General features: G+C 57.5%; 28 protein-coding genes. 16 read left to right on the top strand and 12 right to left on the bottom strand.

From position 1 onward, the window contains the following. Window positions 1–158: 158 nt before the first annotated feature. Complete coding sequence (locus AAAB35_RS02750; RefSeq protein ID WP_340666703.1) at window positions 159–968, bottom strand: response regulator transcription factor; 810 nt, start codon at window positions 966–968, stop codon at window positions 159–161. Window positions 969–1,637: 669 nt separating this feature from the next. On the opposite strand from AAAB35_RS02750, the gene AAAB35_RS02755 reads away from it, so the two are divergent. The 5 genes from AAAB35_RS02755 (at window position 1,638) to AAAB35_RS02775 (ending at window position 8,590) form a co-directional block, all read left to right on the top strand. Further along, a complete protein-coding gene (locus tag AAAB35_RS02755; protein ID WP_340666704.1) occupies window positions 1,638–2,540 on the top strand; it encodes a hypothetical protein in 903 nt (300 codons plus the stop codon). A gap of 101 nt (window positions 2,541–2,641) precedes the next feature. Next, window positions 2,642–4,666 carry a hypothetical protein gene (locus AAAB35_RS02760; protein WP_340666705.1) on the top strand — a complete coding sequence of 675 codons (2,025 nt, stop codon included), beginning with the start codon at window positions 2,642–2,644 and terminating at the stop codon, window positions 4,664–4,666. A 35-nt stretch (window positions 4,667–4,701) separates the two neighbouring features. Next, window positions 4,702–6,807, top strand: a complete 2,106-nt coding sequence (locus AAAB35_RS02765; RefSeq protein ID WP_340666706.1) for a type I secretion system permease/ATPase — start codon at window positions 4,702–4,704, stop codon at window positions 6,805–6,807. Window positions 6,808–6,819: 12 nt separating this feature from the next. Then, window positions 6,820–8,148 carry an HlyD family type I secretion periplasmic adaptor subunit gene (locus AAAB35_RS02770; protein WP_340666707.1) on the top strand — a complete coding sequence of 443 codons (1,329 nt, stop codon included), beginning with the start codon at window positions 6,820–6,822 and terminating at the stop codon, window positions 8,146–8,148. An 85-nt stretch (window positions 8,149–8,233) separates the two neighbouring features. Beyond that, a complete protein-coding gene (locus AAAB35_RS02775; protein WP_340666708.1) occupies window positions 8,234–8,590 on the top strand; it encodes a VanZ family protein in 357 nt (118 codons plus the stop codon). A 67-nt stretch (window positions 8,591–8,657) separates the two neighbouring features. Here AAAB35_RS02775 and AAAB35_RS02780 read toward each other — a convergent pair whose 3' ends face one another. Next, complete coding sequence (locus tag AAAB35_RS02780; protein ID WP_340666709.1) at window positions 8,658–8,801, bottom strand: DUF1127 domain-containing protein; 144 nt, start codon at window positions 8,799–8,801, stop codon at window positions 8,658–8,660. Window positions 8,802–9,003: 202 nt separating this feature from the next. On the opposite strand from AAAB35_RS02780, the gene AAAB35_RS02785 reads away from it, so the two are divergent. From AAAB35_RS02785 to AAAB35_RS02815, 7 genes are all read left to right on the top strand, one after another. After that, window positions 9,004–10,314, top strand: coding sequence for an amidase (locus AAAB35_RS02785; protein ID WP_340666710.1), 1,311 nt, complete (start codon window positions 9,004–9,006; stop codon window positions 10,312–10,314). Window positions 10,315–10,441: 127 nt separating this feature from the next. Continuing rightward, window positions 10,442–10,753 (top strand): Dabb family protein, encoded by a 312-nt coding sequence (locus AAAB35_RS02790; protein WP_340666711.1) that lies wholly within the window; start codon window positions 10,442–10,444, stop codon window positions 10,751–10,753. A gap of 4 nt (window positions 10,754–10,757) precedes the next feature. Then, on the top strand, window positions 10,758–12,014 hold the full coding sequence (locus AAAB35_RS02795; RefSeq protein WP_340666712.1) for a glycerate kinase: 1,257 nt from the start codon (window positions 10,758–10,760) through the stop codon (window positions 12,012–12,014). Between the two features lie 92 nt (window positions 12,015–12,106). Beyond that, window positions 12,107–12,328: a hypothetical protein gene (locus AAAB35_RS02800; protein WP_340666713.1), complete on the top strand. Its 222-nt coding sequence runs from the start codon at window positions 12,107–12,109 to the stop codon at window positions 12,326–12,328. Between the two features lie 455 nt (window positions 12,329–12,783). After that, a complete protein-coding gene (locus tag AAAB35_RS02805; RefSeq protein ID WP_340666714.1) occupies window positions 12,784–13,155 on the top strand; it encodes a hypothetical protein in 372 nt (123 codons plus the stop codon). Window positions 13,156–13,469: 314 nt separating this feature from the next. Continuing rightward, entirely contained in the window at window positions 13,470–13,664 is a 195-nt protein-coding gene (locus AAAB35_RS02810) for a hypothetical protein (RefSeq protein ID WP_340666715.1), read from the top strand. Between the two features lie 116 nt (window positions 13,665–13,780). Continuing rightward, the gene (locus tag AAAB35_RS02815) at window positions 13,781–14,794 is read left to right on the top strand and encodes an LLM class flavin-dependent oxidoreductase (protein ID WP_340666716.1); all 1,014 of its coding nucleotides are present in this window, start codon (window positions 13,781–13,783) and stop codon (window positions 14,792–14,794) included. Here the strand turns inward: AAAB35_RS02815 and ureG are convergent. The 5 genes from ureG to ureC all read right to left on the bottom strand — a co-directional run bounded on the left by ureG (window position 14,777) and on the right by ureC (window position 18,928). Then, entirely contained in the window at window positions 14,777–15,400 is a 624-nt protein-coding gene (gene ureG, locus AAAB35_RS02820) for an urease accessory protein UreG (RefSeq protein WP_340666717.1), read from the bottom strand. The two genes, AAAB35_RS02815 and ureG, sit on opposite strands and share 18 nt — an antisense overlap. Next, window positions 15,397–16,017, bottom strand: coding sequence for an urease accessory protein UreF (locus AAAB35_RS02825; RefSeq protein ID WP_340666730.1), 621 nt, complete (start codon window positions 16,015–16,017; stop codon window positions 15,397–15,399). The genes ureG and AAAB35_RS02825 overlap by 4 nt, the downstream gene beginning before the upstream one ends. Window positions 16,018–16,233: 216 nt before the next feature. Beyond that, on the bottom strand, window positions 16,234–16,692 hold the full coding sequence (gene ureE, locus AAAB35_RS02830; RefSeq protein ID WP_340666718.1) for an urease accessory protein UreE: 459 nt from the start codon (window positions 16,690–16,692) through the stop codon (window positions 16,234–16,236). Next, on the bottom strand, window positions 16,689–17,204 hold the full coding sequence (locus tag AAAB35_RS02835; protein ID WP_340666719.1) for a DinB family protein: 516 nt from the start codon (window positions 17,202–17,204) through the stop codon (window positions 16,689–16,691). Before AAAB35_RS02835 ends, ureE begins: the two co-directional genes overlap by 4 nt. An 11-nt stretch (window positions 17,205–17,215) precedes the next feature. After that, a complete protein-coding gene (gene ureC, locus AAAB35_RS02840; protein WP_340666720.1) occupies window positions 17,216–18,928 on the bottom strand; it encodes an urease subunit alpha in 1,713 nt (570 codons plus the stop codon). A gap of 175 nt (window positions 18,929–19,103) precedes the next feature. Between ureC and AAAB35_RS02845 the strand changes: the two genes are divergently transcribed. Then, the gene (locus tag AAAB35_RS02845; RefSeq protein ID WP_340666721.1) at window positions 19,104–19,487 is read left to right on the top strand and encodes a hypothetical protein; all 384 of its coding nucleotides are present in this window, start codon (window positions 19,104–19,106) and stop codon (window positions 19,485–19,487) included. An 89-nt stretch (window positions 19,488–19,576) separates the two neighbouring features. Here the strand turns inward: AAAB35_RS02845 and AAAB35_RS02850 are convergent, their stop codons facing one another. Genes AAAB35_RS02850 through proC form a run of 4 tightly spaced genes read right to left on the bottom strand, consistent with a single transcriptional unit; the run spans window position 19,577 to window position 21,916 of the window. Beyond that, window positions 19,577–19,882: an urease subunit beta gene (locus AAAB35_RS02850; protein ID WP_340666722.1), complete on the bottom strand. Its 306-nt coding sequence runs from the start codon at window positions 19,880–19,882 to the stop codon at window positions 19,577–19,579. Window positions 19,883–19,892: 10 nt separating this feature from the next. Further along, window positions 19,893–20,195: an urease subunit gamma gene (locus AAAB35_RS02855; protein ID WP_340666723.1), complete on the bottom strand. Its 303-nt coding sequence runs from the start codon at window positions 20,193–20,195 to the stop codon at window positions 19,893–19,895. A gap of 34 nt (window positions 20,196–20,229) precedes the next feature. Further along, window positions 20,230–21,063: an urease accessory protein UreD gene (locus AAAB35_RS02860; RefSeq protein ID WP_340666724.1), complete on the bottom strand. Its 834-nt coding sequence runs from the start codon at window positions 21,061–21,063 to the stop codon at window positions 20,230–20,232. Between the two features lie 37 nt (window positions 21,064–21,100). Further along, entirely contained in the window at window positions 21,101–21,916 is an 816-nt protein-coding gene (gene proC, locus AAAB35_RS02865) for a pyrroline-5-carboxylate reductase (protein ID WP_340666725.1), read from the bottom strand. Between the two features lie 448 nt (window positions 21,917–22,364). Here proC and AAAB35_RS02870 point away from each other — a divergent pair, with 448 nt between their 5' ends. Together AAAB35_RS02870 and AAAB35_RS02875 are read left to right on the top strand one after the other, a co-directional pair. Beyond that, window positions 22,365–23,006 carry a hypothetical protein gene (locus tag AAAB35_RS02870; protein WP_340666726.1) on the top strand — a complete coding sequence of 214 codons (642 nt, stop codon included), beginning with the start codon at window positions 22,365–22,367 and terminating at the stop codon, window positions 23,004–23,006. Between the two features lie 82 nt (window positions 23,007–23,088). After that, window positions 23,089–23,553 carry a cupin domain-containing protein gene (locus tag AAAB35_RS02875; protein ID WP_340666727.1) on the top strand — a complete coding sequence of 155 codons (465 nt, stop codon included), beginning with the start codon at window positions 23,089–23,091 and terminating at the stop codon, window positions 23,551–23,553. 38 nt (window positions 23,554–23,591) lie between these two features. Here the strand turns inward: AAAB35_RS02875 and AAAB35_RS02880 are convergent, their stop codons facing one another. Then, window positions 23,592–24,845: a sarcosine oxidase subunit beta family protein gene (locus AAAB35_RS02880; protein ID WP_340666728.1), complete on the bottom strand. Its 1,254-nt coding sequence runs from the start codon at window positions 24,843–24,845 to the stop codon at window positions 23,592–23,594. 223 nt (window positions 24,846–25,068) lie between these two features. Between AAAB35_RS02880 and folD the strand changes: the two genes are divergently transcribed. Then, window positions 25,069–25,968, top strand: a complete 900-nt coding sequence (gene folD / locus AAAB35_RS02885) for a bifunctional methylenetetrahydrofolate dehydrogenase/methenyltetrahydrofolate cyclohydrolase FolD (RefSeq protein ID WP_340666729.1) — start codon at window positions 25,069–25,071, stop codon at window positions 25,966–25,968. Window positions 25,969–26,073: the final 105 nt, after the last annotated feature.

The raw sequence follows: 26,073 nt of genomic DNA on the forward strand, positions 1-26,073 counted from the left end.
GTCAGGAAGATGACAGTCGCAGCTTCCTTGTTCGTGTCCAGCAGGTGGGCAATCAGGTAGATGAACAGGCTTTCGGTGTTCGTCCACGTATAGTTCAGTTTGCCCACCAGCATCAGTACATCGTTGATGCGGGACATTTGCCTTGCCTCGGAGTCGGGTCAGATGGCCTGGCTCATTACATATGTGCTCTGCGGATGCAGGGGCGCACTATACCCTTTAAAAGGGGGCCTGAGCTCCTCCTGATCGATGCTGTCCCGGTACACCGCAGCGGCCTGAGTCCGATTGTGGACGCGCAGCTTGCGGATGAGATTGTGCACGTGCACCTTCACCGTGTGTTCCGACAGGGCAAGCCGATCCGCGATGATCTTGTTTTGCAGTCCCTCGGATAGCAGTTCCAGGATCTGATGCTCGCGAATGGTCAAGGACTTCATTGGTCCCGTTGCACCCTTTGCCTGACCGTTAAGACCATGTGACTTGGCAGGCGCCGTCTTCTCCATCAAGCGAACGATGGTGGACGGGTAGTATTCGCCGCCGTTAAGCAGCAGCCATACGACGGCGAGCCAGATGTCGAGCTTCAGGCTGAAAGGAAGCAAACCCTGTACCTGTTTGCTATCGAACAGCGCGTTGTATTCATGAATGCCGGCGCTGTTTTCGTCGATCATCAATGTGATCGAAGCATGCGGGAAGCGATGTTTGCAGTGTTCGACGCAGTCGGCGAGATCGAAGGCAAAGCCGGCATGAACCAGAACGAGACCCGTATTCTCATCGGATTCGTTTGTTTCGTTCAGCTTGCTCGACAGGCGGACGTTTAGATCGGGAAAGGTACGTTCCAGCGATTGAACCAGTCCCTGGAAGACCACACCAGCCTCAGCATAGATGAAGATGCCGCTTCTGAATTTAGATCCATCGTCGTTCTTCGCACCATGGTGTACATGATCCGATTTGGTATGCGATATTGTTCCGTTCATAATTATCCCCTACGCCCTTTTAATGAGGGAAGTATTTTCCCTCCGGATTTGTTTGCTCTTATTGTTTTTTTATTCGGGTGAGTTCGGTTTATTTAGTGTCGTTATGCTCCCTACGCCTCAACTATCCCTGTTGATTAAGGAAGGATTAATAAATCGTGCGTGACACGGCCGTGACGGGTGAAAACTCAATAGTTTGCTGTGTCTAGCCGGAGACGCGCCGGCTGGCGGGTTAGTGATCCGACCGATGCCTCGACTATAGGGACTAAGATCCTCTGGACGCTCTAATCCATCACCCATTCTGCCGCTGAAATGCCGCGGCGCAACGCTGCTGAAAAGATTGCACTTTTTAATGTACTTGCCGGCTACCGGCGCCACCAGAAATCATAATCCCAATCCTAAACAGAATTGGTAGCTTAACGTCACGTGACTTTGGGACTACCATCATTAGGCTTGCGCGACGTTTGTGTGTGGGGAAAGCGCATGTAAAACTCTCGTGTAAAAAACAAAATTTATACCATTGGCAATTAGCAATCCAGAAACACGCTGGTTTGTTATCATAATAACCGACGTCTGTTAAATAAAAGACCAATGCGAGCTCGCATAATAACCTCGTTGGAAATGCATAGAGGTTCTTGCTAGCTCCGAAAACAAAACATCGGAGGGCTTTTTATGAGTAACAGTAAGAACAACAACTACAATTTCCATCCGGGTGGCGACCCCTCAGCGACTGCAGATGCCGATGCATCCGCCGTGGCCGCTGCACTGGCCTTACAGTTGCAGGGACAAGCCCAGGGGCAGCTGGAGGTTCAAGGACAGGGGCAAGGCCAAAGCCAGGATCAACATTCCAGTTCGGACAATTCGAACTGGAATGGCAACGGTAACCTAAACGGCAATGGAAACCTCAATGGCAATGGCAATCTGAACGCCAATGGTAATCTTAACGCCAATGGTAATCTTAATGCCAACCTGAATGAAAGTGACAACCACAACTCAAACACCAACGCCAACACGTCGGATACGTCCGTGCATGTGGATGTCGGTGTGAACCTTGATGGGTATCTGCCTACTGACAATGACTTTGCAGATCTCGATCTAAGCCACACCAACTTCGACAACATGTTCATAACCGACTCGGGCAGTATCAACTTCGATCCAGGCAACGATGTTCACTTTTCGGATATCTTTAATGGCGCGTTCAACGGTGCGGGCACAAACACCGGATTCGCCATTAATCAGGTGGCCGATCTCGTCGACAACGACCAGCTCTCTCATGTCAGCCAAGACAACTCGGGCAGCGTAACGCTGGATGCAACCGGGGGCGCTGCTACGGCGGGCGACGGAATCGGAAGTGGTGCAGACGGTTGGGACAGCTGGTTTGGCAACCATGGCGGCGGCGCACACGCCGGCGACGATGTGGCTGGTTCCAGTGCAGCAAGTGCTGCAGCCAACCTGACATCAACAGCGTTCACGCAGGATATCGTTCTAGGCGCTAACCTGCAGCAAAACGCATTTGACGCTACCGTCATCAATGGAACCTACACGCATACCACCATCAGTGGTGACAGCGAGTAACGGTAACACGCAGGCAAATTGCCTGACATTGGTCTGCGCAGGATTTGCGCAGACCTCTTTGTCGAAAAGGCAGTTGCCGTTAACTGTGGCGGGGACTGCAAATGCTGGGTTTCGGTGATCAGATTTCCGAGTCAATTGCGCATTTCGTAGGTTATTTTCACACATCCATCGAAGCCGCGAGAGCGCGGATAGAATACCGCGAATTCAAGCCAACGCCCGAATCCGATCCACATTTCAAAGACATTCTCGCAATCGACACGCACCCGACCCAACAAATAGGTCCGGCGTCCTCCGAGGCAAGCGTGAATTACACGCCGACGCCCTGGTCACCCGTTGGCCTACCGTCCATGCCTTGGGTCGATGTCAACCTCGACGAAATCAATATTGGCATGCACAGGCTGCCGCATTCCGTAACAAATCCGCACGGGTCGGGTTCCGATGTCGCGCACGGGGTAGTGGAAGAGGGCCCATATTTTGGCTCCGGTGCTTCCGACACATCAATGGTTCTGAAGCAGACCAATCACATGCAGGACAATGATGTCGTGATCATGGGCAATAAGATGCCGACGAACCTCGATTTCACCGACGACGCAGGCTTCGCCCATCTGTCGTCGCAGGCGTTCTCCATCTCCGAACCCTTCACATCGTCGGCTGTCCCGGGTTCCGGGGCGGAGATGGCGCAATTCTTCAACGACCAGTTGGGTGTCATTCACGCGGCGGCGACTGGGCCACTTGCGACGACACCCGGCGTGACGGTCGTCGCCGGGCCAGTGATCAATGGGCTCTTCATAAATGGTCAGCAGGTCACGAGCGCGCCGGGGATCAGTGAATCCCTTCCCGAATTTATCAAGACGACCGACCATAGCGCCACGCAACCGACCGTCGTATCAAGCCAGTCGATATTGACCGAAGGCTCCGGTTTCGCCGGATCAGTAACGGTCCAGGCAGGCGCCAACCTCATGGTCAACGAAGTGGTCCTGACCAGTCTCGACGCCATCAGCGGCCATTTTGCGGTGGCGGGAAATCATTATCGCATCGATGCGATCGTGCAGATTAATGCCTACAGCGACAGCGATACATTCGAGAACGGCTTCTCAGGACAGCAAGCGCTGTGCCAGCCGTCCACCAACGCCATGAACATCGCCAATTTCGTCCATCAGGCCGACAATGCGGGGGGAGCGGCGTCGTCGTCCGGCGACCCGACGCACTTCCCGCAGAACTGGCAGGTCACCATCATCAATGGCGATCTCCTGCAGATGAACTGGATATCCCAATACAGTTTCATCTCTGACAATGACATGCATGTCCTCAACGCGACCGGTTCTTATACGACCATCACCACTGGCGCGAACATGGCGATGAATACCGCGACCTTCGCTGAACTTTGCAATACGTACGATCTCGTCATGATCGGTGGCCACTACTATGATGGCAATTTCATCTTCCAGACGAATGTGTTGTTCGACAACGACACCCTGACCACAGGCGGGGCAGCCGGCGCTTATAGCGGCAAGCTTTCAACCAGTGACAACCTATTGTGGAACGCTGCAAGCATCCAAAGCGGTGACGCTACCAATTGGGTTGCCGGCCTTCCCCAACATTACCAGGAGGCGCTGACCGGGCTTGCCAATGGCAATTACAAGATGCCCGAAGGCTTCGGCAGCGACCAGAATTTTCATGGAATCGAAGGGCTGCGGGCGCTCTACATTTCCGGAAGCGTCTACGATCTCAACTATGTGGAGCAGGTCAACATTCTCGGCGATTCCGACTATGTCGCGCACTATGAGGATACGCTTCTGGCCGCAACCTCAAACACCACCTGGGATATTAGCACCGGCTCCAATGCGCTGATCAACATCGCGGCGATCGTCGACCATGATACCCATGGCGACGGCGTCGCCTATGTCGGCGGTGCCCTCTATTCCGACGCTATACTGATCCAGGCGGAAATCATTGGATCGCAGCCGCCAAGCGCAGGGCCGGGCCAGGGTCAGCCTCTGGCCAACGAGGTCGTGGCGTTCCTCGACCACGACGCGGATTCGTCGGCTCCCACCGACCATTCGACACCCATTCATATGCCGGACACCACCCACTCGGTTGATGTTATGCAAACGGTCCTCTCTTAAGAACAAGAAGACGTGCGCCAGGGGGCGCGAAATAAATGAAACATGAGGAGCAGGCAAATTTGCGGGTCGCCATGGAGAGTGCGCGACAGGCAGAGCGTGGGAATGAGCAGAAACGATTCGATAGCCTTCTGGCCGAGATGGAAGAGACGATCCTGAAACTCTACCGGCGTGAACCGGGGGCGGAATCCCCCGTCGAGATGCCCCCCGTAAAGGAGACGGCTGTCGAGGAAATGCCCATTGCAACGGTTGTTGATGATGTGCCGCTCGATAAGGCGGCCATAGAGGTTAGCGAACCGGCGGCTGCATCGGCCGCAGCGAGTTCGCAGGCGAGCGAAGTCGGGAAGGTCATTGAGGGTGATCGCGGGCCCATTATGAAGCGCGACGTCAATAGCGGCGCTGCTGGCAGCTTCCACAAGCGGGTTGCAGCCGTCAGCTTCAGCGACAGTTTCAACAACGGTGTCAGCGCGGTCCGGAAGAATCTCATCATCGTTATGGGTTTCACCCTGTTCCTGAACATCCTGGTTCTGGCCATTCCGATCTATCTTTTCCAGATATCTGACCGCGTTTTGACAAGCCGCTCGACTGATACGCTGATCATGTTGTCCGTTGTGATCGTCGGCGCAGTGGTGATTCAGGTGGTTCTTGATGCCATTCGCCGCTTTATCCTGATGCGTACGGCGGTCGAGGTTGCAGTGCAGCTCGGCGCCCCGATCCTCAGCGCGGCAGCGCGCGCCTCGTTGAACAGCAATGGCAAGGACTATCAGGTGCTCGGGGATCTGCAGCAACTACGGGCATTTTTGACTTCGGGAACGCTACTTTCGTTCTTCGACGCGCCAATTGCGCCGATCTTCCTGGTTGCGGTCTTTTTTGTGCATCCGCACCTTGGCTATATCGTGGTTGTGTCATCGCTTATCCTGATCGGTATTGCCTTCATAAACCAGCGCGCAACGGCTACCTCCTTTGCCGAGGCAACCAACTATCAGAGCCGCGCCATGCTGCACCTCGATTCGATGTCGCGCAATTCGCAGATCATCAACGCCCTTGCCATGATCCCCGAAGCCGTCCGCATCTGGGGCCGCGACATGGCCGGGTCATTGCGCGCGCAAGTAAAGGCGCAGGATCGCAACATCGTCTTTGCGACGATCTCAAAATGCTCGCGCCTGCTCACCCAGGTGACAATGCTCGGCTGGGGCGCTCACCTTGCCATTGACGGTCAGATGACCGGCGGCATGGTGATTGCCGCCTCGATCATCGCCGGTCGCGCTCTCGCACCGATCGAGGGAGCTATCGAGGGTTGGAACAGTTTCATCCAGTTTCGCTCAGCCTTTGGCCGCATCAAGAACCTGCTGCAGACCTCGCCGCTCAACTTCGAGCGGCTGCGCCTGCCGACGCCGGAGGGCAGGCTCGATGTCGATCGCATCCTTTACGTGCCGCCGCCCAACAAGAAGGTCATTCTCAATGGTATTTCCTTCACCCTGATGCCCGGCGAGTCCCTGGCGATCATCGGCAATTCCGGTGCGGGGAAAACGACGCTTGGCAAGATGCTGGTCGGATCGATCCTGCCAACCTCTGGTAGCGTTCGGCTTGACTTGATGGACCTGCGCAACTGGGACCAGCGGCAGTTCGGCGAGAACATCGGGTATCTGCCACAGGATGTGCAGCTCTTCCCTGGTACGATCAAAGCCAATATCGCCCGCATGCGCGAGGACGTCTCCGATGAGGCGATCTATGACGCTGCGGTGCTTGCCGATGTGCACGAATTGATCGCGAGCTTCCCGCAGGGGTATGAAACCGTCGTGGCGGGCGATGGCGCACCACTCTCCGGTGGGCAGAAACAGCGCATAGCGCTTGCGCGAGCTTTCTTCGGCAGTCCGACGCTCGTCGTTCTTGACGAGCCCAATTCCAATCTTGACTCCCAAGGGGACGCCGCGCTCACCAGGGCGTTATCTCATGCCAAGAAGCACAAGATTACCGTCGTGACGATCACGCAGCGGCCGGCGCTCCTCAGTTGCGTCGATAAGATCATGGTGCTCAGCAACGGTACGGTCACGATGTTCGGTTCGCGCGCGACCGTCCTTGAAGCGATTGCGCGCAAGAACAAAGAAGCCGGCACCATGCCGAGCATCGAAGCGGCTGAATAGGTGGGGTAGCAGATGGCCACGAATGTCGTGAACAATCTCGAATGGTATGATGGCGTTCCGCGCTCCATCAGGCCCTACACCAGGTTTGGCATCCTCGTCATCATTGTGTGTTTCGGCGGTTTCGGCACCTGGGCGGCCACGGCGCCGCTTGCTGCCGCGGTCATCGCTCCCGGCACCTTCGTGGCCACTGGCAAGAACAAGATCGTCCAGCATCTTGAAGGCGGTATCATTAAGGATCTGCTGATCCGCGAAGGCGACCGGGTGAAGGAAGGCGACGACCTGCTTAACCTCGATGAGACCGCGCCGCGAGCCAATGTGCAGCAGCTATACCTGCGCCAGGCCCGCCTTGAGGCAATTCTCGCCCGACTGCACGCGATCGTGCGCGGCGAGGACCGCTATCAGCCGCCAAAAATCATTCTCGATAATATTGCCAACCCGGAGATTCGAGCGGTCAACGATAGCCAGAGCGACAACTTTAACGCCGCGCACGCAAAATATGCCAACGAATATCAGATGATGCAGCGGAATATCTCGGCGCTCAAATTTCGCCGCATCGGGCGCGACGCCCAGATCGTTTCCACGAAGAAGCAGGTGGCATTGTTGAAAGATGAATATGCGGCGAAGGACTCTCTCTTCCGGCAAGGGCTGATGGCCCGCTCAGAAGTCAACGTGCTCGAGCGCGCCATCGCCGATGGCGAGGGCACGATCGCGCGGCTTGATGCAGAGATCGAGGAAGTCAACGCTCAGATCGAAAAGTTCCAGAAGGAAATGATCCAGACAAAAGATACTGAGAAGCAGGCAGCCCTCGATGAGATCCAGAGCGCCGAGGCTGAACTTGACACGGTGCGCGAACAATCGCGTCAGGCCGAGAATATCCTTGATCGGACCGTGGTGAAGGCGCCGGTGGCGGGCACAATCATACGGCTCTACTACCACACGCCCGGCGGTGTCATCGAGACCGGCAAGCCGATCGTCGAGATTCTGCCCGCCGGCGTTCCACTTATCATCGAGGCGCAAATTCCGCGCATGCAGATCGATGAAGTCAAGGAAGGGCAGGTTGCCCATGTGCGGCTCAGCGCTCTCAACCAGCGAACGACGCCCATTATCAATGGCCGCGTCGATTACGTATCGGCGGATTCGATGACGGACGCCAATCAGCATCAGGAAGTCTACCTCGCCCGCGTCAGCATCCCGGCGGACGAACTCGCGCGGGTACACGGTTTTACGCCCACACCTGGCATGCCGGCCGATATCCTGATCCAGACACATGAGCGCACATTCTTCGAATATCTGGCCAAGCCGGTGATCGACAGCATGTCGCGGGCTTTCAGGGAGTATTGATCAAGCAAAATTGCCTTGCGCTGTATTTGGTCCGCATGCGAAGCGTGCGAACGTTCGAGCAATCAAGCGTATAGGGTATGACGAGATGAACTGGCGTAGGCTTTCCGAGGGGCTCGCCGGTATCCCTGCGAGACATCATATCATCGCGTGGATCTTGCTGGCTCTCATCGTCGTGGCGACGTTGGGACCAATCAGTTTGCGCCCAGTCACCCCGTTTGGTCCCGACGTCGAGCGTTTCGGCGCTTTTGTCGTCGTTGGGGGAATGTTCAGCCTCACCTATCCCAAACAACCCGTTGCGGTTGCGGCACTGATCCTACTTGCGTGCGGCCTGTTTGAATATGCACAGCACTTCATCCCGGGTCGGCATCCAGACTTCGCAAACTTCCTGGTCAAGAGCGCCGGGATTATCGCCGGTGTGATCGTTGCGAGGCTCTTGCGATAGTCCAGAAATGCTTTTGGCGCTCGCGACCGAAGTCGCGAACGCCAATCAAACATGTTTGCCGTGTTGATTACAGCGCGGCCTGCCAGGCGACGCGGCGGATGTCGGCGCGTGCAATGCCGAGATCAGCAAGGTTGCGATCGGTGCAGCGGCTGAGTTCCTCGAGGTTCTGGCGATACTGGCGATACTGAAGGATGCGGTTGCGAAGGCTCATATTCATACCCCTTTGATTCATTGGCCTCCCTGAAGCGCAATATGCGTCGCGCGGGTCCGTATGAAAATCGCCAATGTTGCAGAGCAGCATTGCCTACGATGCATAACAGCAATTGAATGTTTTCCGTTGGTTGCAATTCAACCTTCCAAAATAGGATCGCTTGCAGCTATATCTCGAAACAAACAACTTCAGCGGATAAATCATGCATTCATTGGTACCACCTGCGCGGGCTAGGCTCGAAAAAATACTCGCGCAACTTGATAGCCGCCGGGACGATGAGCGCGTATTTGTCAAGGTTTATGCAGATGCTGCGCGGCGGGACGCGGATGCGGCTGACCGGCGCGCGGCCGCGGGTGCCTCCCTTGGGCCGCTTGATGGGCGCGTCGTTTCGATCAAGGATCTGATCGACATTGCCGGAGAGCCGACCCTCGCCGGTTCGATAATTCGCCGAACCGCTTCGCCCGTTACGGCCGATGCCGTTGTCGTCGAACGGTTGCGCAAGGCGGGCGCAATAATCGTCGGCAAGACGGTCATGACCGAGTTTGCGTTCACTGCGGTCGGACTGAACCCGCATTATCCTGTCGCCGGAAACGCATTCGATCGGCAGCGGGTGGCGGGCGGGTCTTCGACGGGAGCTGGCATTTCCGTAGCCGAAGGCACGAGCGAAATCGCCATCGGTTCGGATACGGGCGGTTCGATCCGCATTCCCGCGGCGCTGAATGGTGTGGTCGGCTTCAAGCCAACGGCAAGGCGCGTCCCGCTGCAGGGTGCCTTTCCGCTTTCACCCAGTCTGGACTCGCTCGGGCCGCTAGCACGCTCGGTGTCCGACTGCGCAATCGCGGATGCCGTGATGGCAGATGAATCGCCGGTCGCGCCCGAGCCGATGCCATTGAGGGGGCTGCGGATCGGTACACCGAGGGGGCAGTTGTTCAATTCAACCGAGAAAGCGATTGCAGAGGCGTTCGAAAGGAGCCTTGCAAAGTGCGAGGCCGCAGGTGCAGTCATTACCGATTGCGCGATCGATGATCTTATCAACGCGATGGCTGAGGCAACGTCCGTCGGCTCAATTGCCGGGATCGAGGGCAGCCGCATCCATGCGGATTGGCTGCATGAGGAGACACTTGATGTCGATCAACGTGTTCGGTGGCCCTTGCTTCGACGTCTCAGCGTCACTGAAGCCGACTATATCGGCCTCATGCAGCGCCGCCGCTTGCTCGTCGAAGCCATGGACCAGCGGATTGGCGCCTATGATTTCTTTGCGGTGCCGACATGTCCGATCGCAGCGCCGCCCATCGAGGCGGTCGAGACGAACGATGCATATTACAAAGAGGTCGAAGGACTGCTGCTGCGCAATACACAGGTTGCAAATCAATTCGATCTCACGTCGATCAGCATGCCGATGCCCGAAATGACCTTGCCCGGCGGATTGATGCTCATTGCCCGGCACGGTGCTGATCGGCGGTTGCTCGCTATGGCTCTCTCGGTGGAACAGCTTCTATCGAAAGCGGTGTAGTCGGTTCATCCGCCGGTGTTATTTTGGCGCGGACGGAAATAGCGCTCGCAATTTCCGGCAATCTGTTCAGGATGCGCAGCCGGACGCTTCGTCCAATCAGTGTTCCATGCGAGAAAGGATTCCGGTCTTGATCCGTCATTGTGTTTTTCTTCGCTTTCGCGACGATGTCGCGGTGCCAGAACGCCAATCCATCTATCGCGACCTGGAAGCACTCTGCGCCAAGCTGCCCGGCGCCCTTACGATCTCTTGTGGAACCAATGTCAGTCCCGAATCCGGCATGGACAAAGGCTATTCCGAGGGGTTCATCTTGGATTTTGCCGACGCGGCGGCGCGCGACCACTATCTCGTACATCCTGAACACCAGGCCATCGCGGGGCGCATCGTTGCTGCCGCCGTGGAAGGTGTTGACGGCGTTTTGGTTTTTGATCTGGAAGTTTGAAAAGATGCAGGACAAGGAATTCTTCATAAAGCTTTTTCGGGCCGCAGTTGATGCCGCTGATCCCGAGCGGACGATTGCCGCGCATCTTCCGCCGAAGCCCAAAGGCAGGACCATCGTCATCGGCGCTGGCAAAGGTTCGGCCCAAATGGCCAGCGCCTTTGAGAAAGTGTGGGACGGTCCGCTCGAGGGCGTCGTCGTCACTCGCTATGGCTTCGGCGCGCCTTGCAAGGACATCGAAATCATCGAAGCATCGCATCCGGTTCCCGATGCAGCCGGGCTCGTGGCCTCGAAGCGCCTGCTTGAAATCGTCTCTGGTTTGACTGCGGACGATCTCGTGGTTGCCCTGATCTCCGGTGGCGGATCGGCGCTGCTTCCTTCGCCGCCCGAAGGCATGACACTTGACGACGAGATTGCCGTCAACAAGGTTCTGCTCGCCTCCGGCGCACCGATTTCGGCGATGAACGCGGTACGCAAGCACCTTTCTACAATCAAGGGTGGACGCCTTGCCGCCGCAGCGCACCCTGCGCGCGTATTCTCGCTCATCGTGTCGGACATTCCAGGCGACAATCCGGCATTTGTCGCCTCCGGTCCGACAGTAACTGATGAAACAACGCGGGAAGACGCGCTGCGGATCGTCGAACGCTACAACCTTGATCTGCCCGAGGCGGCACTTGAACATCTCAATTCCGAAAAAGCCGATGCGCCGAAACCATCAGACGATATTTTCGCAGGAAATGAGCATCATGTAATCGCCTCGGCTGCCGTCTCTCTCGAAGCGGCGGCCAAAGTGGCGAGGGACATGGATGTCGAAGCCGTAATTCTTTCCGACGCTATCGAAGGTGAAGCGCGTGAAGTGGCCCATGTCCATGCGGCAATAGCCAAGCAGGTTCTTGCCAAGGACCAGCCGTTCAAGAAGCCGGTCGTCATCCTTTCTGGCGGCGAGACGACGGTAACAGTACGCGGCAAGGGCAAGGGCGGGCGCAATAGCGAATTTCTGCTGTCACTCGCGATCGATATCGATGGTGCCGATGGCATCAGCGCCTTTGCTGCCGATACCGACGGTATCGACGGATCTGAGGACAATGCCGGTGCCTTCGCCGACAGCACAACTATTGCGCGGCTCCTTGCCAAGGGACGCGATGCGTCGGCTTACCTCAATAGCAATGATGCCTGGACTGCATTCGAAGCAACTGACGACCTTTTCGCGCCGGGCCCGACGGGAACAAATGTCAATGATCTTCGGGCCCTTCTTATTCGCTGATGCCTTGACGCGGTATCGCCACGATTGAATGGTCAACGGGGAAGCGATTCTCCAGCGTCACCGCATGGCGCACTCACGCAAAGGAATATCGAATGCGAGTAGCACTGTCCGTCGTCGCCCTAAGCCTTCTCGTCGCTGCGGGCTGCACCACTGGAACGAAGGGCGGCGCGTCTGCTTCAAGCTCGTCGCCGGCAAAGGACACCTACTACGTGCCGCCACCGAAATCCCTGACGACGCGGGCGACGCCGTCAAAGGAAGCGGCGGCAAACGCTACCGGTGCAGCAAAGGCGGCGAAGCCTGCCGCCACGCAGTAAACCCGCACCCACAGGACGTCTAGCGCACGCTGCCTTGCGACTGTCGCGAGGCAGCGTTTTTTAGTGTCGATCTGTCAAGATGTTGCTTTTGCGGGGTGCTGAAACAACAAAACCCACCGCGGGAGGAGGTGCGGTGGGTTTCGTTGGTTATGGAGGGCCTTCTGGGAGGAGAAGAGACCATCCGTTTCGACGGAGCCGGGAGGAGGTGACGCCGTCGAAAATTCCTGATCTGAGAATAACTCAAATGACCTGATTTAATATACACAATATTGCATGGCAGCATTGCATTTGGTGCATTGCAGCATTTTTCTCGCGTCGAGAACGCGGTCACGCGCTTATCACGGAGCGTTGACTATGTATTTGGAACGGAACCAGTCCCCAATCCGTTAATAATCCATGAACGAGGAAATGGTGCGCGTCACCAGCCTTCAAACGTGGTCGAAAGGGGCAGGGCAATGCGATTCTACAAGTCATGTATTCCCGTACTCGCTGCAGGGCTGATGATTTCAGCTGCGGCTTACGCCCCCGTACAGGCCTTTAGTTTGAAAAGCCAGGTCGAAGCACCAGCCGTCGAGGGTGGGGAAGGTGATGAAGTCAACAATAAGCAGCTCGAACGTGCGGCCTATCTTGAGGCGCGTGCCTATATATGCGGCACGAGTGAAGCCAGTGAGACCGCCATGCGCGCTGGCATGAAAGAGACCGGACTTCCAGAGGACATCGCTGTCGAGATAGTATCCGATCTCGCGTCGGGAATCATCGACCAAGCCGTGAAAACTAAATCACAGGAAATCTGCGGAAGGGCCAAAGTGCAACTCTCGCACTTTTGACGCGGCTGTAATAAGGGCTGACGCAATAATACAAGCTTTTCAGTGATTTGTGCGACGTAATGTAAAAGTTTAATAGAATTGTATATTACTATTACAATTTGTCACAATTATTTGAGGGTCTAAGGGGTCTTTTCAATACGAATTTCGACTATTCTTGACGATAAGTCTTGTCGGAATCAGCAAGCACGATTAACTATGACTGGGAAATTCTGCGGAAGCATTGCAGAACGTCTTGCACATGGTGTTGCTCGCGTGGCTATTGCCCGCGTGTTAATGTGAAGAGACGAATGCGGTTCACGGACGGATAGGACAGCATGACGAAGAGAGCAAAGAAACTTGAAGAACTGAAAGGCGAACTTTCGAAACTCTGCGCCATGGCAGACGATGAAGGCTTTGAGATGATCGCCTATTTCATCGAAACCGCCATTCGCGAAGCCGACGAGCAGTTGTCACAGGAAACCCGTGCGCTCAAGGGGCCGGAACTGCGCCTCCATTCCCGTCCGTTCTAGCACTGATTGCCCCGCTCGGTCCGCCGACCTCCAATTCAATAAAGCTTCAATTTTTGTGAATCACGAAATGGCCGGGTGCGCATTGCGCACGGTAAGTGCGCGCCTATATGAAGCCAATGACCCCCATATCCGTCCTCGACCTCTCGCCGATTGCCGAAGGCAGCAATGCCGGGCAATCACTTCGCAATTCGCTTGACCTTGCGCAGAACGCGGAACGGCTGGGCTACAATCGCTTGTGGCTTGCCGAGCATCACAGCATGCGCGGCATCGCCAGCGCAGCGACCGCGGTGGTGATCGCACACATAGCCGCCGGCACGTCGACGATCCGCGTTGGCGCCGGCGGCATCATGTTGCCCAATCATGCCCCGTTGATCGTGGCCGAGGCCTTCGGCACGCTCGCCTCCCTGCATCCGGGCCGCATCGATCTCGGCGTTGGCCGCGCCCCGGGCACCGATCAGGTCACTGCTCAGGCGCTGCGCCGCAATCTCGACCAGGACATCAACGGCTTTCCGCAGGACGTGGTTGAATTGATGGGCTACTTGCGCGATTCGGAACCCGGGCAGCGCGTCATTGCCGTTCCCGGAGCAGGCACGAACGTGCCCGTCTGGATATTGGGATCAAGCCTGTTCGGGGCGCAGCTTGCCGCTGCGCTCGGGCTTCCATACGCCTTCGCATCGCATTTTGCGCCGGCCGAGATGGAGCGCGCCATCGAAATCTACCGCGCCCGGTTTGAGCCTTCTGGACATATCGATCAGCCCTACGTGATGCTTGGCCTCAATGTCTTTGCCGCCGAAACGGACGCGGAGGCAAAGTTGTTGCAGAGTTCGCAACAACAGGCGTTCGTCAATCTACGCACCGGCAAACCCGGCCCGCTGCCGCCTCCGGTCGAAAACTACGAGGACACGCTCGACCTGCATGCAAGGGCGATCCTTCGCCAGGCGCTGTCGTGCAGCGTCGTCGGTTCGTGTGCGACGGTGAAGGCGGGTGTCGAGGAATTCATCCAGCGTACGGGCGCCGACGAGGTTATGGTCACCGGACAGATCTTCGATCACAAGGCGCGTATTCGGTCTTATGAAATCCTTGCTGACGCGATGATCCAGCCAAACGACGCATTAAGCCGCCTGGCGTAGGCCACCAGCAGCTTCGATGAAGGCGATGACCGCGTCGAGCCCGTACCGGCGCAGCATATCCGTAAAGACATAGGGCTTGCTGCCGCGCTGCGCCTTCGTGTCCGCATCCATAACCTCTAGATCGGCGCCGACATAGGGCGCTAAGTCCTTCTTGTTGATGATCAGGAGGTCGGACCTTGTGATGCCCGGACCTCCTTTGCGCGGTATCTTTTCACCCTGGCAGACCGAGATAACGTAGATGGTAAGGTCGGCGAGGTCTGGAGAGAATGTCGCCGCCAGATTGTCACCGCCCGACTCGATGAAAACGATGTCGAGATCCGGATGCCGCCTATTCATCTCGGCGATGGCCTGAAGATTGATCGTGGCATCCTCGCGGATGGCCGTGTGCGGACAACCTCCGGTTTCAACGCCCATGATCCGATCCTCAGGCAGAGCCTGCAGGCGGTTGAGGATCAGCGCATCCTCTTTCGTGTAGATATCATTGGTAACGACCGCGACCGAATATTTGCCGCGCAACGCCTTGCACAGCATTTCGGTGACAGTGGTCTTGCCCGAGCCGACTGGTCCACCGATGCCGACGCGCAATGGTCCGTTTTGGGATATCATGAGCGAAAGACCCTCGAATATTGTGTTTCGTGTTGCATGGCCATGATCTCGGACATGATCGCGGATGAACCGAGATCGTCGAGACTGGAATGTGATCCGCTTGCCGTTATTTCAAGGATTGAGGCTTCCAGAGCGGCCATCAATGCGACCCCTTGGCTTTGCCCGAGCGGCACCAGTCGAACGGCACCCTGGATGAGGTTCGACATGACGGCATGAAGATAGGCGGCAAGCGCGGTTTCGAGCTCGATGCCGTTCTCGGCGGCGACCTTCGCGACCGCGACAGGGTAGGGCAGGTCATCGCCGGCGTAGATTCGGCCGCCGGTCCAGTGGCTAGCAGCCTGTGCGAATGCGCTGCCTTGCAGCATCGTTTCCATATAGCGTTCGCTGGAGCCTGCCATGGCGCGGCCAAGCGCGGCAACGTCCTCGCCGGCCACGGGCTCTCGAAACGCCGCAGCGAACAGAACGGCATCGTTCCATACCGAGCCATGGTGCATGAGGTCTACCAGCCAGTCTGCAAGCGTCGCCCTGTCACGGACGAGGCCATCATGAATGGCCCGCTCGATGCCATGACTGTAGGAAAATGCCCCGACCGGGAAAGCCGGCGACAGCCAGGTCATAAGGCGGATGAGGTGAGCGGTGTTTACCACATTCGACCCCTACGGATACTGGCGGCACCCCCCTCTGGGCCGCCGCCCATCTCCCCCACAAGGGGGGAGATCAGCCTGCGGCTGGGTCGATGCAAATCACCTACACCCCAGGAATAGTGCAAGATATCAGTTATCTGATCTCCCCCCTTGTGGGGGAGATGTCCGGCAGGGCGGAGGGGGGTAGAGTCAATCGTGGCCATGACCATGGCCATGCCCGCCGTGATAGGCGCCGCGGAGCGGGTGAAAGGGCGCGACGATCTCGTTCACCTTCGCTCCTAGCCCCTCCAGCATCGCCTTGATGACGTGGTCGCGCAGAATGACGATACGGCCCTCTTCGAGCTGTGCCGGTAAGTGGCGATTGCCGAGATGCCAGGCGAGCTCGGCCAGATGCTGGCGGTCGCGCGGCAGGACCTCATACAGATGCTCGTCCGCGGCGATGATTTCAGCCATCCGCCCGTCTTCGAGCACTAGGACGTCGCCATGGCCGAAAGCAATTGCTTCAGGTAGATCGACGAGGATCTGCTCACCCTTCTGCAGCGTAAGCACCTTGCGGCGCAGATGCCGTTCGTCATGGGCGAGAATGACGCTGTCAAATGGCGCACCCTGATAGTGCCCGGCATGATCGTGATCGGTAACCCGCTTCATTCCATATGGTCTTTCTCGTTGAAATCGTCATTCATGCACAAAAAGAAGTCGAGTGGCGGTGCGTGCCCGGTCAATTGGCTGAGCAATGTATGCACCTGGCCCCGATGATGCGTCTGGTGGTTGAAGATTTGAGTCAAGCAGCGGTCGAGCGTTGATGCATAGGGCTCCCCCTCCATCGTCGTCCACCGGAACACGCCGCTTATGAGGTTATCGTCCATAGCGCCAACAACGTCGATGATGTGGTCATCGAACGTGTCGCGGGCTCCCCGCAAATCCGTGAGACTATCGTGAATGATGACATCGAGGCTGGGTGGAACATAGGCGTTGCCGGTAAAGCGCCCGAACCACAATTTATCGATTGCGAGAATGTGGTTCAAAGTTCCATGCACGGATCGGAAGAATGCCCGCCGGTCGGCATAATAGTCTTCCCTGTCGAGTGCCGCCGCAGCGTCGTAAATACGCACGTTGGCCCATTTGTTGTAGTGGGCGAGGCGCCGGAAGTGTTCTTTCATGAACTCCACCATCAAAACAGGAAGTAGCGCTGCGCCATAGGCAGTAAAGTTGCCGGTTCGCAGGTCAGCAATTCGCCGTCTGCCCGCACTTCATAGGTTTCGGGGTCGACCTCTACATGCGGCGTAGCATCATTGTGTATCATCGACGCCTTGGAAATGCCGCCTCTGGTATTCTCGACGCCGACGAGCTGCTTGTCGACGCCAAGTGCCTGACGCAGACCGGCTTCTGCAGCAGCCTTGCTCACGAACGTGACTGACGAATTGCTGACGTTCCTGCCATAGGCGCCGAACATGTAGCGGTAATGCACCGGTTGCGGTGTGGGGATCGATGCATTTGGATCGCCCATCGGCGCAGCCGCAATCGTGCCGCCAAGCAGCACCAGGTCGGGCTTGATGCCGAAGAAGGCAGGGTTCCACAAGACGAGGTCGGCGCGTTTTCCGGTTTCGATTGACCCAACATGGCGGGAAATCCCCTGCGCGATGGCGGGGTTGATCGTGTATTTCGCGATGTAGCGCTTTACCCGGAAATTGTCGTTATCGCCCGTTTCCTGCGGCAGGCTTCCGCGCTGGCGCTTCATCTTGTCGGCAGTCTGCCAAGTGCGGATCAGCACTTCGCCGACGCGGCCCATCGCCTGGCTGTCGGAGGATATGATCGAGAATGCACCAATGTCGTGCAGGATATCTTCCGCGGCGATTGTTTCCTTGCGAATGCGGCTTTCGGCAAAGGCGACGTCTTCAGGAATTGACGCGGACAGGTGGTGACAGACCATCAGCATGTCGAGATGCTCGGCGATCGTATTCTTCGTATAAGGCCGCGTCGGATTGGTCGACGAGGGAATAACGTTGGCAAGCCCGCAGATTTTTATGATGTCGGGTGCGTGGCCGCCGCCCGCGCCTTCAGTATGAAAGGCATGAATCGTGCGCCCCTTGAAGGCGTTGACCGTATCCTCGACAAAGCCGCTTTCGTTCAGCGTGTCGGTATGGATCATCACCTGAACGTCGTACTGATCGGCAACAGTGAGGCAATTGTCGATCGCGGCCGGGGTTGTTCCCCAATCCTCGTGCAGTTTGAGCGAGCAGGCGCCGCCGAGGATCATTTCCTCGAGCGCTTTCGGCTGCGAGGCATTGCCCTTGCCGGAAAGGCCGATATTCATGGGAATGTTGTCGAAGGACTGGATCATGCGCGCCAGGTGCCATGGCCCCGGCGTACAGGTTGTAGCGAGCGTTCCATGTGCAGGGCCGGTACCGCCGCCGAACATGGTGGTTACGCCAGACATCAGTGCTTCCTCGATCTGCTGCGGGCAGATGAAATGGATATGCGCATCCATGCCCCCGGCGGTCAGGATCTTGCCTTCGCCGGCGATGATCTCCGTACCCGGCCCGATGATGATGGACACGCCCGCCTGCGTGTCGGGATTGCCTGCCTTGCCAATCGACGCAATCAGCCCATCCTTGAGCCCGACATCGGCCTTGTAGATACCGGTATGATCGACGATGAGGGCGTTGGTGATGACCGTATCAACCGCGCCGTCCGCACGCGCGATCTGGCTTTGGCCCATGCCGTCACGAATGACCTTGCCGCCGCCGAACTTCACCTCTTCGCCATAAACGGTGAAGTCCCTCTCAACTTCGATGAAAAGCTCGGTATCGGCGAGGCGCACATGGTCGCCGGTGGTCGGGCCGAACATGCGGGCATAGGCGGAACGGCTGATTTTAGCGGGCATGAACATTCCCTCTCGGATGAGTTGACTGCGATGTTGCCGAATAAACGCGACACATTCTTGCCGCGGTATTGCCTCGACAAAACCCGATTGCTGACCGCTTCAGATCGAATTCCGCATGTGAAGTGCGCCCGTCATCAGTAGATGATCGTTCGCCAATCGCATGAAAGGAAAAACGATGCGAAAGATGATAGTCCTGACGCTGTGTGCGGCATTCCCGCTGGCGACCTCGGTTGCCTACGCGCAGTCCGCCGCACCGCAGGCTCAGTCGGCCGAGCAGCCGGCCAGCAAGACCGAAGCGCCCGCGAAGTCCGGCGCGACGGCGATTACCACGATCAATATTGTCGATATCAATGAACTGCCGGAAGGGACGAAGAATCAAGTCAACGACGCCATTGCCAAGCGCAGTGACGCCGATGTGCAGAAGTTGCGGACCTCTATCGACAAGTCGCCCCAGGTCTCCGCTGCGCTCAAGGAAAAGGGTTTGACCTCGGCGGCCGTTGTCATCGCAAGTCTCGATTCCAAGGGTCTGTTGACACTGGTCACCAAGAAGCCGAGCTGACGTCCGAAATCCACACATCAATTTGGCAAGCACGTTGCGATCGGGGATCTTCCGGTCGCTTTTCTGCGTGGAAAAATCGAGCGGAATTCTCAAAGCTTACCCATGATCTTCTGCTGAAACCCGTAGACAGTCCGGTTCCCGCCGAGCGGCACGAGCGTTACGTCGCGTTCCTGCCCCGGCTCGAACCGGACGGCGGTCCCGGCCGCAATATCGAGCCGCATGCCGCGGGCCTTGTCACGCTCGAAGGCGAGCGCCGAATTTGTCTCGAAGAAATGATAGTGCGAGCCGACCTGAATGGGGCGGTCGCCGGTATTGGCGACCTTTAGGGTAACCGTGCCCGCGCCAGCATTGAGTTCGATGTCGCCCTTGGCCGGGATAACTTCTCCAGGGATCATTTTTCGGCTCCTAGCGGATTGGTTCGTGAACGGTGACGAGCTTGGTGCCATCCGGGAACGTCGCTTCGACCTGAATGTCGTGGATCATCTCGGCAATGCCTTCCATGACCTGATCGCGCGTTATCACATGCGCGCCCGCCTCCATGAGATCGGCGACAGACCGTCCATCCCTTGCGCCTTCAACGACAAAATCGCTAATCAAGGCAATGGCTTCCGGGTGATTGAGCTTGACGCCGCGCTCGAGCCGGCGGCGGGCGACCATAGCCGCCATGGAAATGAGAAGCTTGTCTTTTTCGCGTGGAGTGAGATTCATCGTTTCCCCTAGACGTCGTACTTTCGTTTAAAGTCTAGATTGACCAGACTTTAGGCAGCCCTGCCTCTTCGTTCAGCAGTTCAATCAGCGGCACCAGCCGCTTACGCAGGCAATATGCGTCGCCGTCGATAAGCCTCGCAAGAAGCTTGCCAGACCAGAAGGAGGCACCGCCTTTCGCCCCAATTATTTTTCGGCAGGCAGCGAGGTGACGTTCCGCATTGCTATCGAGCAACAGGATTGTCACCATCGCCCGAGCGCCGCCAAGCAGCGCCGGCCGGCGGAGTATCGATCCGGCATCGGGTCCAAGTCGGAAGTCTTCCGCATGAACGAGCTTGCCCTCGCGCCGGATACGCCAGCGATCGTGGAATGTTGCGGTCTCTACGTCTTCGCCCATCGCCTTGCGCCCGAAAACAATAGGCTCGATGATCAGGGCGCGACTTGTCCCGGCAAGATTGACGTTCAAGGTGCGGTGCAAGGCCGATCTCTCGAAGAGAATGGTTTCCTGTGGCAACCACGCGAGCGATGCTTGTTCGCCGACGCGAAGCGTCGTCTCGACATCGGCGATGTCCGCGGACGCACGATAAATGCGCTCGCAAGCCTGTGTGGTTACTTGCGCGCTGCAGCCATCTGTAACGTCGAATTGCCAGTGCATCCTGTCGCCGCCGGTCAGGCCGCCCGAGGTGTTTATCATTACCGCTTCCAGCCCGTTATCGTCGCGGTCGGGAAGGCGAATCTTGGCACACCCCTCCTGGTAGAGCGAGGCGATGCGCGTGCGGCCATTTAGGGGTTTGACGATGAGTCGCGCGGCACCGTACGCGCGTTGAGGCGCGGCCACCACGGCAACATCAGGGGACGAATGCACATTCATGCATGCAGGCTAGAGCAACCCTCGCGGTGGTGAAAGCTCAAACTTTGCCAAGTTCGATGGCGCGCTGGTGCGCCGCATCCACGGCCTCCGTCAGAAGGTTTTGCAAGCGGTTCTCACCCATGAGCACCTTGAGTGCTGCCGCCGTCGTGCCGTTCGGGCTCGTTACCTGTTCGCGCAGCGTCGTCGGCGTGTCCTTGCTCGAAGCGGCAAGGGCGCCCGCGCCGTAGACTGTCTGCATAGCCAACAATTCCGCCGTGCTGCGTTCGATCCCGGCCGCGACGGCGGCCTCGGTCAGACATTCGATGAAATGAAACACATATGCCGGGCCCGAGCCTGAAACCGCCGTCACCGCGTCGATCAGCCTCTCGTCGGCGACCGAAGCGACAGCGCCGCTCGTCTTGAGCAGCGTATTGACGAAACGTGCATCCTCGTCGCCCACATTGGCGTTGCGGTAGGTGACGATCATCCCCTTGCCGATCGCCGCCGGCGTATTGGGAATGGTACGGATGATGGCGGCATCCTTGCCAAGATGCTTTTCGAAAAATTCAACGGTGATCCCCGCAGCAACACTGACAAAGGTGGCTTTTTCAGCGAAACGCTCATAGGCCGGAAGCACGTCCCCCATGACCTGTGGCTTTACCGCAATCAGGATCACACGCGGCGCATAGTCGGTTTCGAGGCGGCTGGCATTGGCAACGGCCTGCACCCCCAATCCTGCTGCGCGTTCGCGCAGTGCGTCGGTGGGTTCGACGACGTGCACCTGGCCTGGCTTCAATACGCCAGCATCGAGCCAGCCCTTGAGCATGGCAAAACCCATATTGCCGCACCCGACCAGAACCACATTGTCAGCCATTTCATTCTCCCTGATTTTTGCGGCACTTTGATCCTCTCCGGCGCTTCGGGTCAACCACCGATCGGCGCCGGACGATGGAAAGCCGCGGAGGGCTCAATTAACCATTTATTTTTTACGTGACTTTAGATTGAATTAACCGTCGCCCATTGAACAGTCCTGACATGAGTTGCGGCAGTTTTGGAGTTGGGTGTTGCAGATGAGTAATCGTGAGAACGAGACAAAAAAGCGACCACGGTCGCTGCTCTCGTTTGCCGGCCGGCCGGACGGGCCGGCAGGAGGAACCACCACGTCTCTGCGTGACGAAAGCGAACTCGAACGCTACCATCGCATGCGCGCACTGCGACTTGCGGCCGCAAGCGAAAACCTGCAGCGGTCTTGGCCGGAGACGGCCCGCAGTCTTACGCCGGAGGAAGCCGAGCAGGAGGCCGTTGACCGCATGCGGGCTGATATGGCGGCGATCAAGGCCGAGCTCAACCGGCGTGTAGACGAGGAGGAGCGCATCGGAGCGGTGCGCGATACTCGTCAGCTGCTGCCAGAAGCCGCTGTGTCAACGAGTGACGACCCCGCACAACTGATTACCGGCGAAACGGAAAATCCGTCTTTGCCGGAACATGTGTTGGCTGAACCAGTGGATGCATTGCCCGCACAATCAGGCCCTACAGCCGATGTGAAAATGAACATCCGGCCGTTGCGGTGGCTCATCGTTGCCGTGGTAATCATCGGCACGCTTTTTAGTGTCGACAAGGGGATCATCCTGCCGATTGGCATCGCCTTGGGCATTGCCTTGATACTAGGGATTTTCGAGGCTTCTCAGGTCCGGAAGCGCAAAGGTTCAACCGTGACGAACGGACCGGTTGATCCTACTCCAACGCCCGGAGGCGGGAACGCTTCCGATACCGATTCAACGTCGCCTTCTGTTGACACGCAATCGCGGCTCGGTGCAGCAATTCGGCGAGTCAAGGACCGGACGATGACGCTCGATGAAGCGACCCTTGTCAAGCCGCCGATGGACCACAATTCCAATATCGAAGCTATTTTGGAAGACATTGCGGAGATCCGCGAGGCGCTGAATCGCCGCGCCGCCGGATAAAAGGGACGGTTTCCGGAAGTTGGATTTCCCGGCATGCCGGCTTACGATTCAAGCTTGGGAGAGGAAATGGAGGTCAGAATCGATGACTGATATTCATCCCAAGGAGTTTGTGCTCGCAGGCGTCGTCATGAAGCGGCTGGTATCAGGCGAACAGACGGACGGCTGTTTCTGTCTCTTCGAAAACCGGAGCGACGGGCATACCAAGACGCCAATCCACGTTCATGCAAATGACGATGAAACGGTCTACGTTGTCGAAGGGCAATTGACCGCTGTTGTGGATGGCAATGCCCGAACGCTTTCCGCCGGAGAGAGCATCTTTTTGAAACGCGGCATTCCGGACCAACTCATGAATCGGGGCGGCCAACCCTCTCGCTATCTACTGGTAGGTACGCCGAGCCTGTTCGAGCAGTTTCTCGCTGAAGCTGGCCATGAGCTGCAGAAGGGAGAGGTGGTCGGGCCGCCCAATCCTGCTGATATCGAACGACTTACGTCAGCCGCGCCGAAGTTTGGGATCACAATTCTGGGAGATTGGCCAGCAAGAGGTTGATCGATCGACTTGCGCAGTTCTATCGACTGTCGAGCACCCTAGTGCAGTCGCGGGGTGGGCCCCTGACCCTTGTCGTCGATGACATAGCCTCGATAGAACCGGTCAAGCGTGAACGGGGCGGAAAGCGGGTGCGGCTCATTCTTGGCGATCGTCCAGGCAAAGCATTTGCCGGAGATCGGTGTTGCCTTGAACCCACCATAGCACCAGCCGGTATTCAAATACATACCGGGCAGCGGACCTGTCGTGATGATGGGCGATCCGTCCATGGTCATGTCCATGATGCCGCCCCACGAGCGCAAGAGCTTGACGCGCGCGAGTGCAGGTATGACCGCGACAAACTCACTCATCACGTCTTCGACTACAGGCAGGTTGCCGCGCTGCGCATAGGAATTGTAGCCGTCAATATCGCCGCCAAAGACGAGGCCTCCCTTGTCCGACTGGCTGAAATAGAGATGGCCGCCGCCAAAGGTTGCGACAGTGTCAACGACTGGTTTCAGCGCCTCGGAAACAAAGGCCTGCAAAACATGGGATTCGAGCGGAAGGCGGTCGACGCCAGCGCGGCGCATGAGTTCGCTGGTATGACCGGCGACAGCACAGCCGACCTTGCTGGCCTTGATCGTGCCTCGCGTCGTCATGACGCCGGTGACTGTATCGCCGTCCTTGAGGAAGCTCGTCACCTCGCAGTTTTCGATGATATCCACCCCGAGCTGGTCGGCCGCGCGGGCGTAACCCCAGACGACAGCGTCATGGCGCGCCGTGCCGGCGCTGCGCTGCATCAGCCCCCCGAGAATCGGGAATCGCGCGGTGTTGCTGATGTCGAGACCTGGGATAAGCTTCTTGATCTGCTGCGGGTTCATCAGTTCGCAATCGATACCGTTGAGGCGCATCTGGTTGCCGCGCCGCGCATAAACGTCGAGCTGCGGCAACGTATGCGCGAGATTGACGACGCCGCGCTGTGAAAACATCACATTGTAGTTGAGGTCCTGGGATAGCGTTTCCCAAAGCTTCATCGAAGCTTCGTAGAAGTGCTGGTTCTCGGTCAACAGGTAGTTTGAACGAATGGCGGTTGTGTTGCGCCCAATATTGCCGGAGCCCAGCCAGCCCTTTTCGACGACCGCAATATTGCGGATGCCATGCTCCTTGGCGAGGTAGTAGGCGGTCGCAAGGCCATGGCCGCCACCGATGATGACCACATCGTAGGAAGGTTTGGGATCGGGTTTGCGCCAGGCCGGCTTCCAGTCCTTGTTGCCGTTAAGAGCATTCTTGAGCAGGCTGAAAGCTGAATAGCGCATCGAAAATTCCAGATTCGGCAGAGATTCTGTGATCATGCATGGATTTGGCGCGGTCGCCAAGCCACGATTGGAGGCCTGAAGAGCCTCTGGGGCACATCATCGCATTGCTGTTCCTGACCGCTTTCGCTATTGCGTCAGCGAACGCCGCTTTGACGGTATTATTCGGCCGCAAAATCAACACTATGGTGGCCAATCCACCAGTTTCGATGTCCGGGAGCAGCACATGGCAGTGACGATCAATGGCAAGGAGATTGCCGAGGACGTGGTTTCGAAGGTCAAGGCGTCGTCCGCCGAACTGATAGAAAACACTGGGATCACGCCCGGCATTGCCGTCGTCATCGTCGGTGAAGACCCCGCAAGCCAGGTTTATGTGGCCTCGAAGGGAAAGAAAGCCTGTGAGTGCGGCTTTAAATCCGTCCAGCATACGTTGGCGGAAGATACCAGCGAGGAAGAACTGGTCGCGCTGGTCGAGAACCTCAATGCGGATCCGTCCATCCACGGCATTCTGGTTCAATTGCCGCTGCCGAAACACATCGATTCCGGCCGCATCATCCAGACGATCTCGCCGGACAAGGATGTGGATGGTTTCCACTTCATCAATGTTGGCAAGCTCGGCACCGGCGAAATCGACACCGCCTTCGTGCCATGCACTCCGGCGGGCTCGATGCTGTTGATCGAGCGCATTTTGGGCCGCGACCTTTCCGGACTCAATGCCGTGGTCATCGGCCGCTCGAACATCGTCGGCAAGCCGATGTTCAACCTTCTCCTTGCTCACAACGCCACTGTTACGATCGCACACAGCAAGACAAAGGACCTCGCGGATATCTGCCGCAATGCCGATATTCTCGTCGCCGCTGTAGGCAGGCCGCAGATGGTCAAGGCGGAATGGGTGAAACCCGGGGCAACCGTCATCGATGTCGGCATCAATCGAATTCCGGCCCCTGAGAAGGGCGAAGGCAAAACGCGTCTAGTCGGCGATGTCGACTTTGCCGATGCTGCGACTGTCGCTGCGGCCATCACGCCGGTTCCCGGCGGTGTCGGCCCGATGACGATCGCCATGCTGATGGCCAACACCCTCGTCGCTGCTTACCGCTCGGTTGGGAAGGTGCCGCCGCGCTTCTGATCGATTTGCTCTAACAGGGAATCTCGCTAAAAGAGCACATGGCCCAAGCCCTCAAGGTCGGCAGAACCTTTGCCTTTCTGCTCGTCGACAAATTCCCGATGTTCA

This window comes from Phyllobacterium sp. (genome assembly GCF_037994425.1).
In the GTDB taxonomy this organism is placed as follows: Bacteria; Pseudomonadota; Alphaproteobacteria; order Rhizobiales; family Rhizobiaceae; genus Phyllobacterium.

What these genes read in the sequence shown, in the direction of transcription:
- AAAB35_RS02750 (WP_340666703.1), bottom strand. Translation starts at nt 968, where the DNA reads ATGAACGGAACAATATCGCATACCAAATCGGATCATGTACACCATGGT.
- AAAB35_RS02755 (WP_340666704.1), top strand. Translation starts at nt 1,638, where the DNA reads ATGAGTAACAGTAAGAACAACAACTACAATTTCCATCCGGGTGGCGAC.
- AAAB35_RS02760 (WP_340666705.1), top strand. Translation starts at nt 2,642, where the DNA reads ATGCTGGGTTTCGGTGATCAGATTTCCGAGTCAATTGCGCATTTCGTA.
- AAAB35_RS02765 (WP_340666706.1), top strand. Translation starts at nt 4,702, where the DNA reads ATGAAACATGAGGAGCAGGCAAATTTGCGGGTCGCCATGGAGAGTGCG.
- AAAB35_RS02770 (WP_340666707.1), top strand. Translation starts at nt 6,820, where the DNA reads ATGGCCACGAATGTCGTGAACAATCTCGAATGGTATGATGGCGTTCCG.
- AAAB35_RS02775 (WP_340666708.1), top strand. Translation starts at nt 8,234, where the DNA reads ATGAACTGGCGTAGGCTTTCCGAGGGGCTCGCCGGTATCCCTGCGAGA.
- AAAB35_RS02780 (WP_340666709.1), bottom strand. Translation starts at nt 8,801, where the DNA reads ATGAGCCTTCGCAACCGCATCCTTCAGTATCGCCAGTATCGCCAGAAC.
- AAAB35_RS02785 (WP_340666710.1), top strand. Translation starts at nt 9,004, where the DNA reads ATGCATTCATTGGTACCACCTGCGCGGGCTAGGCTCGAAAAAATACTC.
- AAAB35_RS02795 (WP_340666712.1), top strand. Translation starts at nt 10,758, where the DNA reads ATGCAGGACAAGGAATTCTTCATAAAGCTTTTTCGGGCCGCAGTTGAT.
- AAAB35_RS02800 (WP_340666713.1), top strand. Translation starts at nt 12,107, where the DNA reads ATGCGAGTAGCACTGTCCGTCGTCGCCCTAAGCCTTCTCGTCGCTGCG.
- AAAB35_RS02805 (WP_340666714.1), top strand. Translation starts at nt 12,784, where the DNA reads ATGCGATTCTACAAGTCATGTATTCCCGTACTCGCTGCAGGGCTGATG.
- AAAB35_RS02810 (WP_340666715.1), top strand. Translation starts at nt 13,470, where the DNA reads ATGACGAAGAGAGCAAAGAAACTTGAAGAACTGAAAGGCGAACTTTCG.
- AAAB35_RS02815 (WP_340666716.1), top strand. Translation starts at nt 13,781, where the DNA reads ATGACCCCCATATCCGTCCTCGACCTCTCGCCGATTGCCGAAGGCAGC.
- ureG (WP_340666717.1), bottom strand. Translation starts at nt 15,400, where the DNA reads ATGATATCCCAAAACGGACCATTGCGCGTCGGCATCGGTGGACCAGTC.
- AAAB35_RS02825 (WP_340666730.1), bottom strand. Translation starts at nt 16,017, where the DNA reads ATGACCTGGCTGTCGCCGGCTTTCCCGGTCGGGGCATTTTCCTACAGT.
- ureE (WP_340666718.1), bottom strand. Translation starts at nt 16,692, where the DNA reads ATGAAGCGGGTTACCGATCACGATCATGCCGGGCACTATCAGGGTGCG.
- AAAB35_RS02835 (WP_340666719.1), bottom strand. Translation starts at nt 17,204, where the DNA reads ATGAAAGAACACTTCCGGCGCCTCGCCCACTACAACAAATGGGCCAAC.
- ureC (WP_340666720.1), bottom strand. Translation starts at nt 18,928, where the DNA reads ATGCCCGCTAAAATCAGCCGTTCCGCCTATGCCCGCATGTTCGGCCCG.
- AAAB35_RS02845 (WP_340666721.1), top strand. Translation starts at nt 19,104, where the DNA reads ATGCGAAAGATGATAGTCCTGACGCTGTGTGCGGCATTCCCGCTGGCG.
- AAAB35_RS02850 (WP_340666722.1), bottom strand. Translation starts at nt 19,882, where the DNA reads ATGATCCCTGGAGAAGTTATCCCGGCCAAGGGCGACATCGAACTCAAT.
- AAAB35_RS02855 (WP_340666723.1), bottom strand. Translation starts at nt 20,195, where the DNA reads ATGAATCTCACTCCACGCGAAAAAGACAAGCTTCTCATTTCCATGGCG.
- AAAB35_RS02860 (WP_340666724.1), bottom strand. Translation starts at nt 21,063, where the DNA reads ATGAATGTGCATTCGTCCCCTGATGTTGCCGTGGTGGCCGCGCCTCAA.
- proC (WP_340666725.1), bottom strand. Translation starts at nt 21,916, where the DNA reads ATGGCTGACAATGTGGTTCTGGTCGGGTGCGGCAATATGGGTTTTGCC.
- AAAB35_RS02870 (WP_340666726.1), top strand. Translation starts at nt 22,365, where the DNA reads ATGGCGGCGATCAAGGCCGAGCTCAACCGGCGTGTAGACGAGGAGGAG.
- AAAB35_RS02875 (WP_340666727.1), top strand. Translation starts at nt 23,089, where the DNA reads ATGACTGATATTCATCCCAAGGAGTTTGTGCTCGCAGGCGTCGTCATG.
- AAAB35_RS02880 (WP_340666728.1), bottom strand. Translation starts at nt 24,845, where the DNA reads ATGCGCTATTCAGCTTTCAGCCTGCTCAAGAATGCTCTTAACGGCAAC.
- folD (WP_340666729.1), top strand. Translation starts at nt 25,069, where the DNA reads ATGGCAGTGACGATCAATGGCAAGGAGATTGCCGAGGACGTGGTTTCG.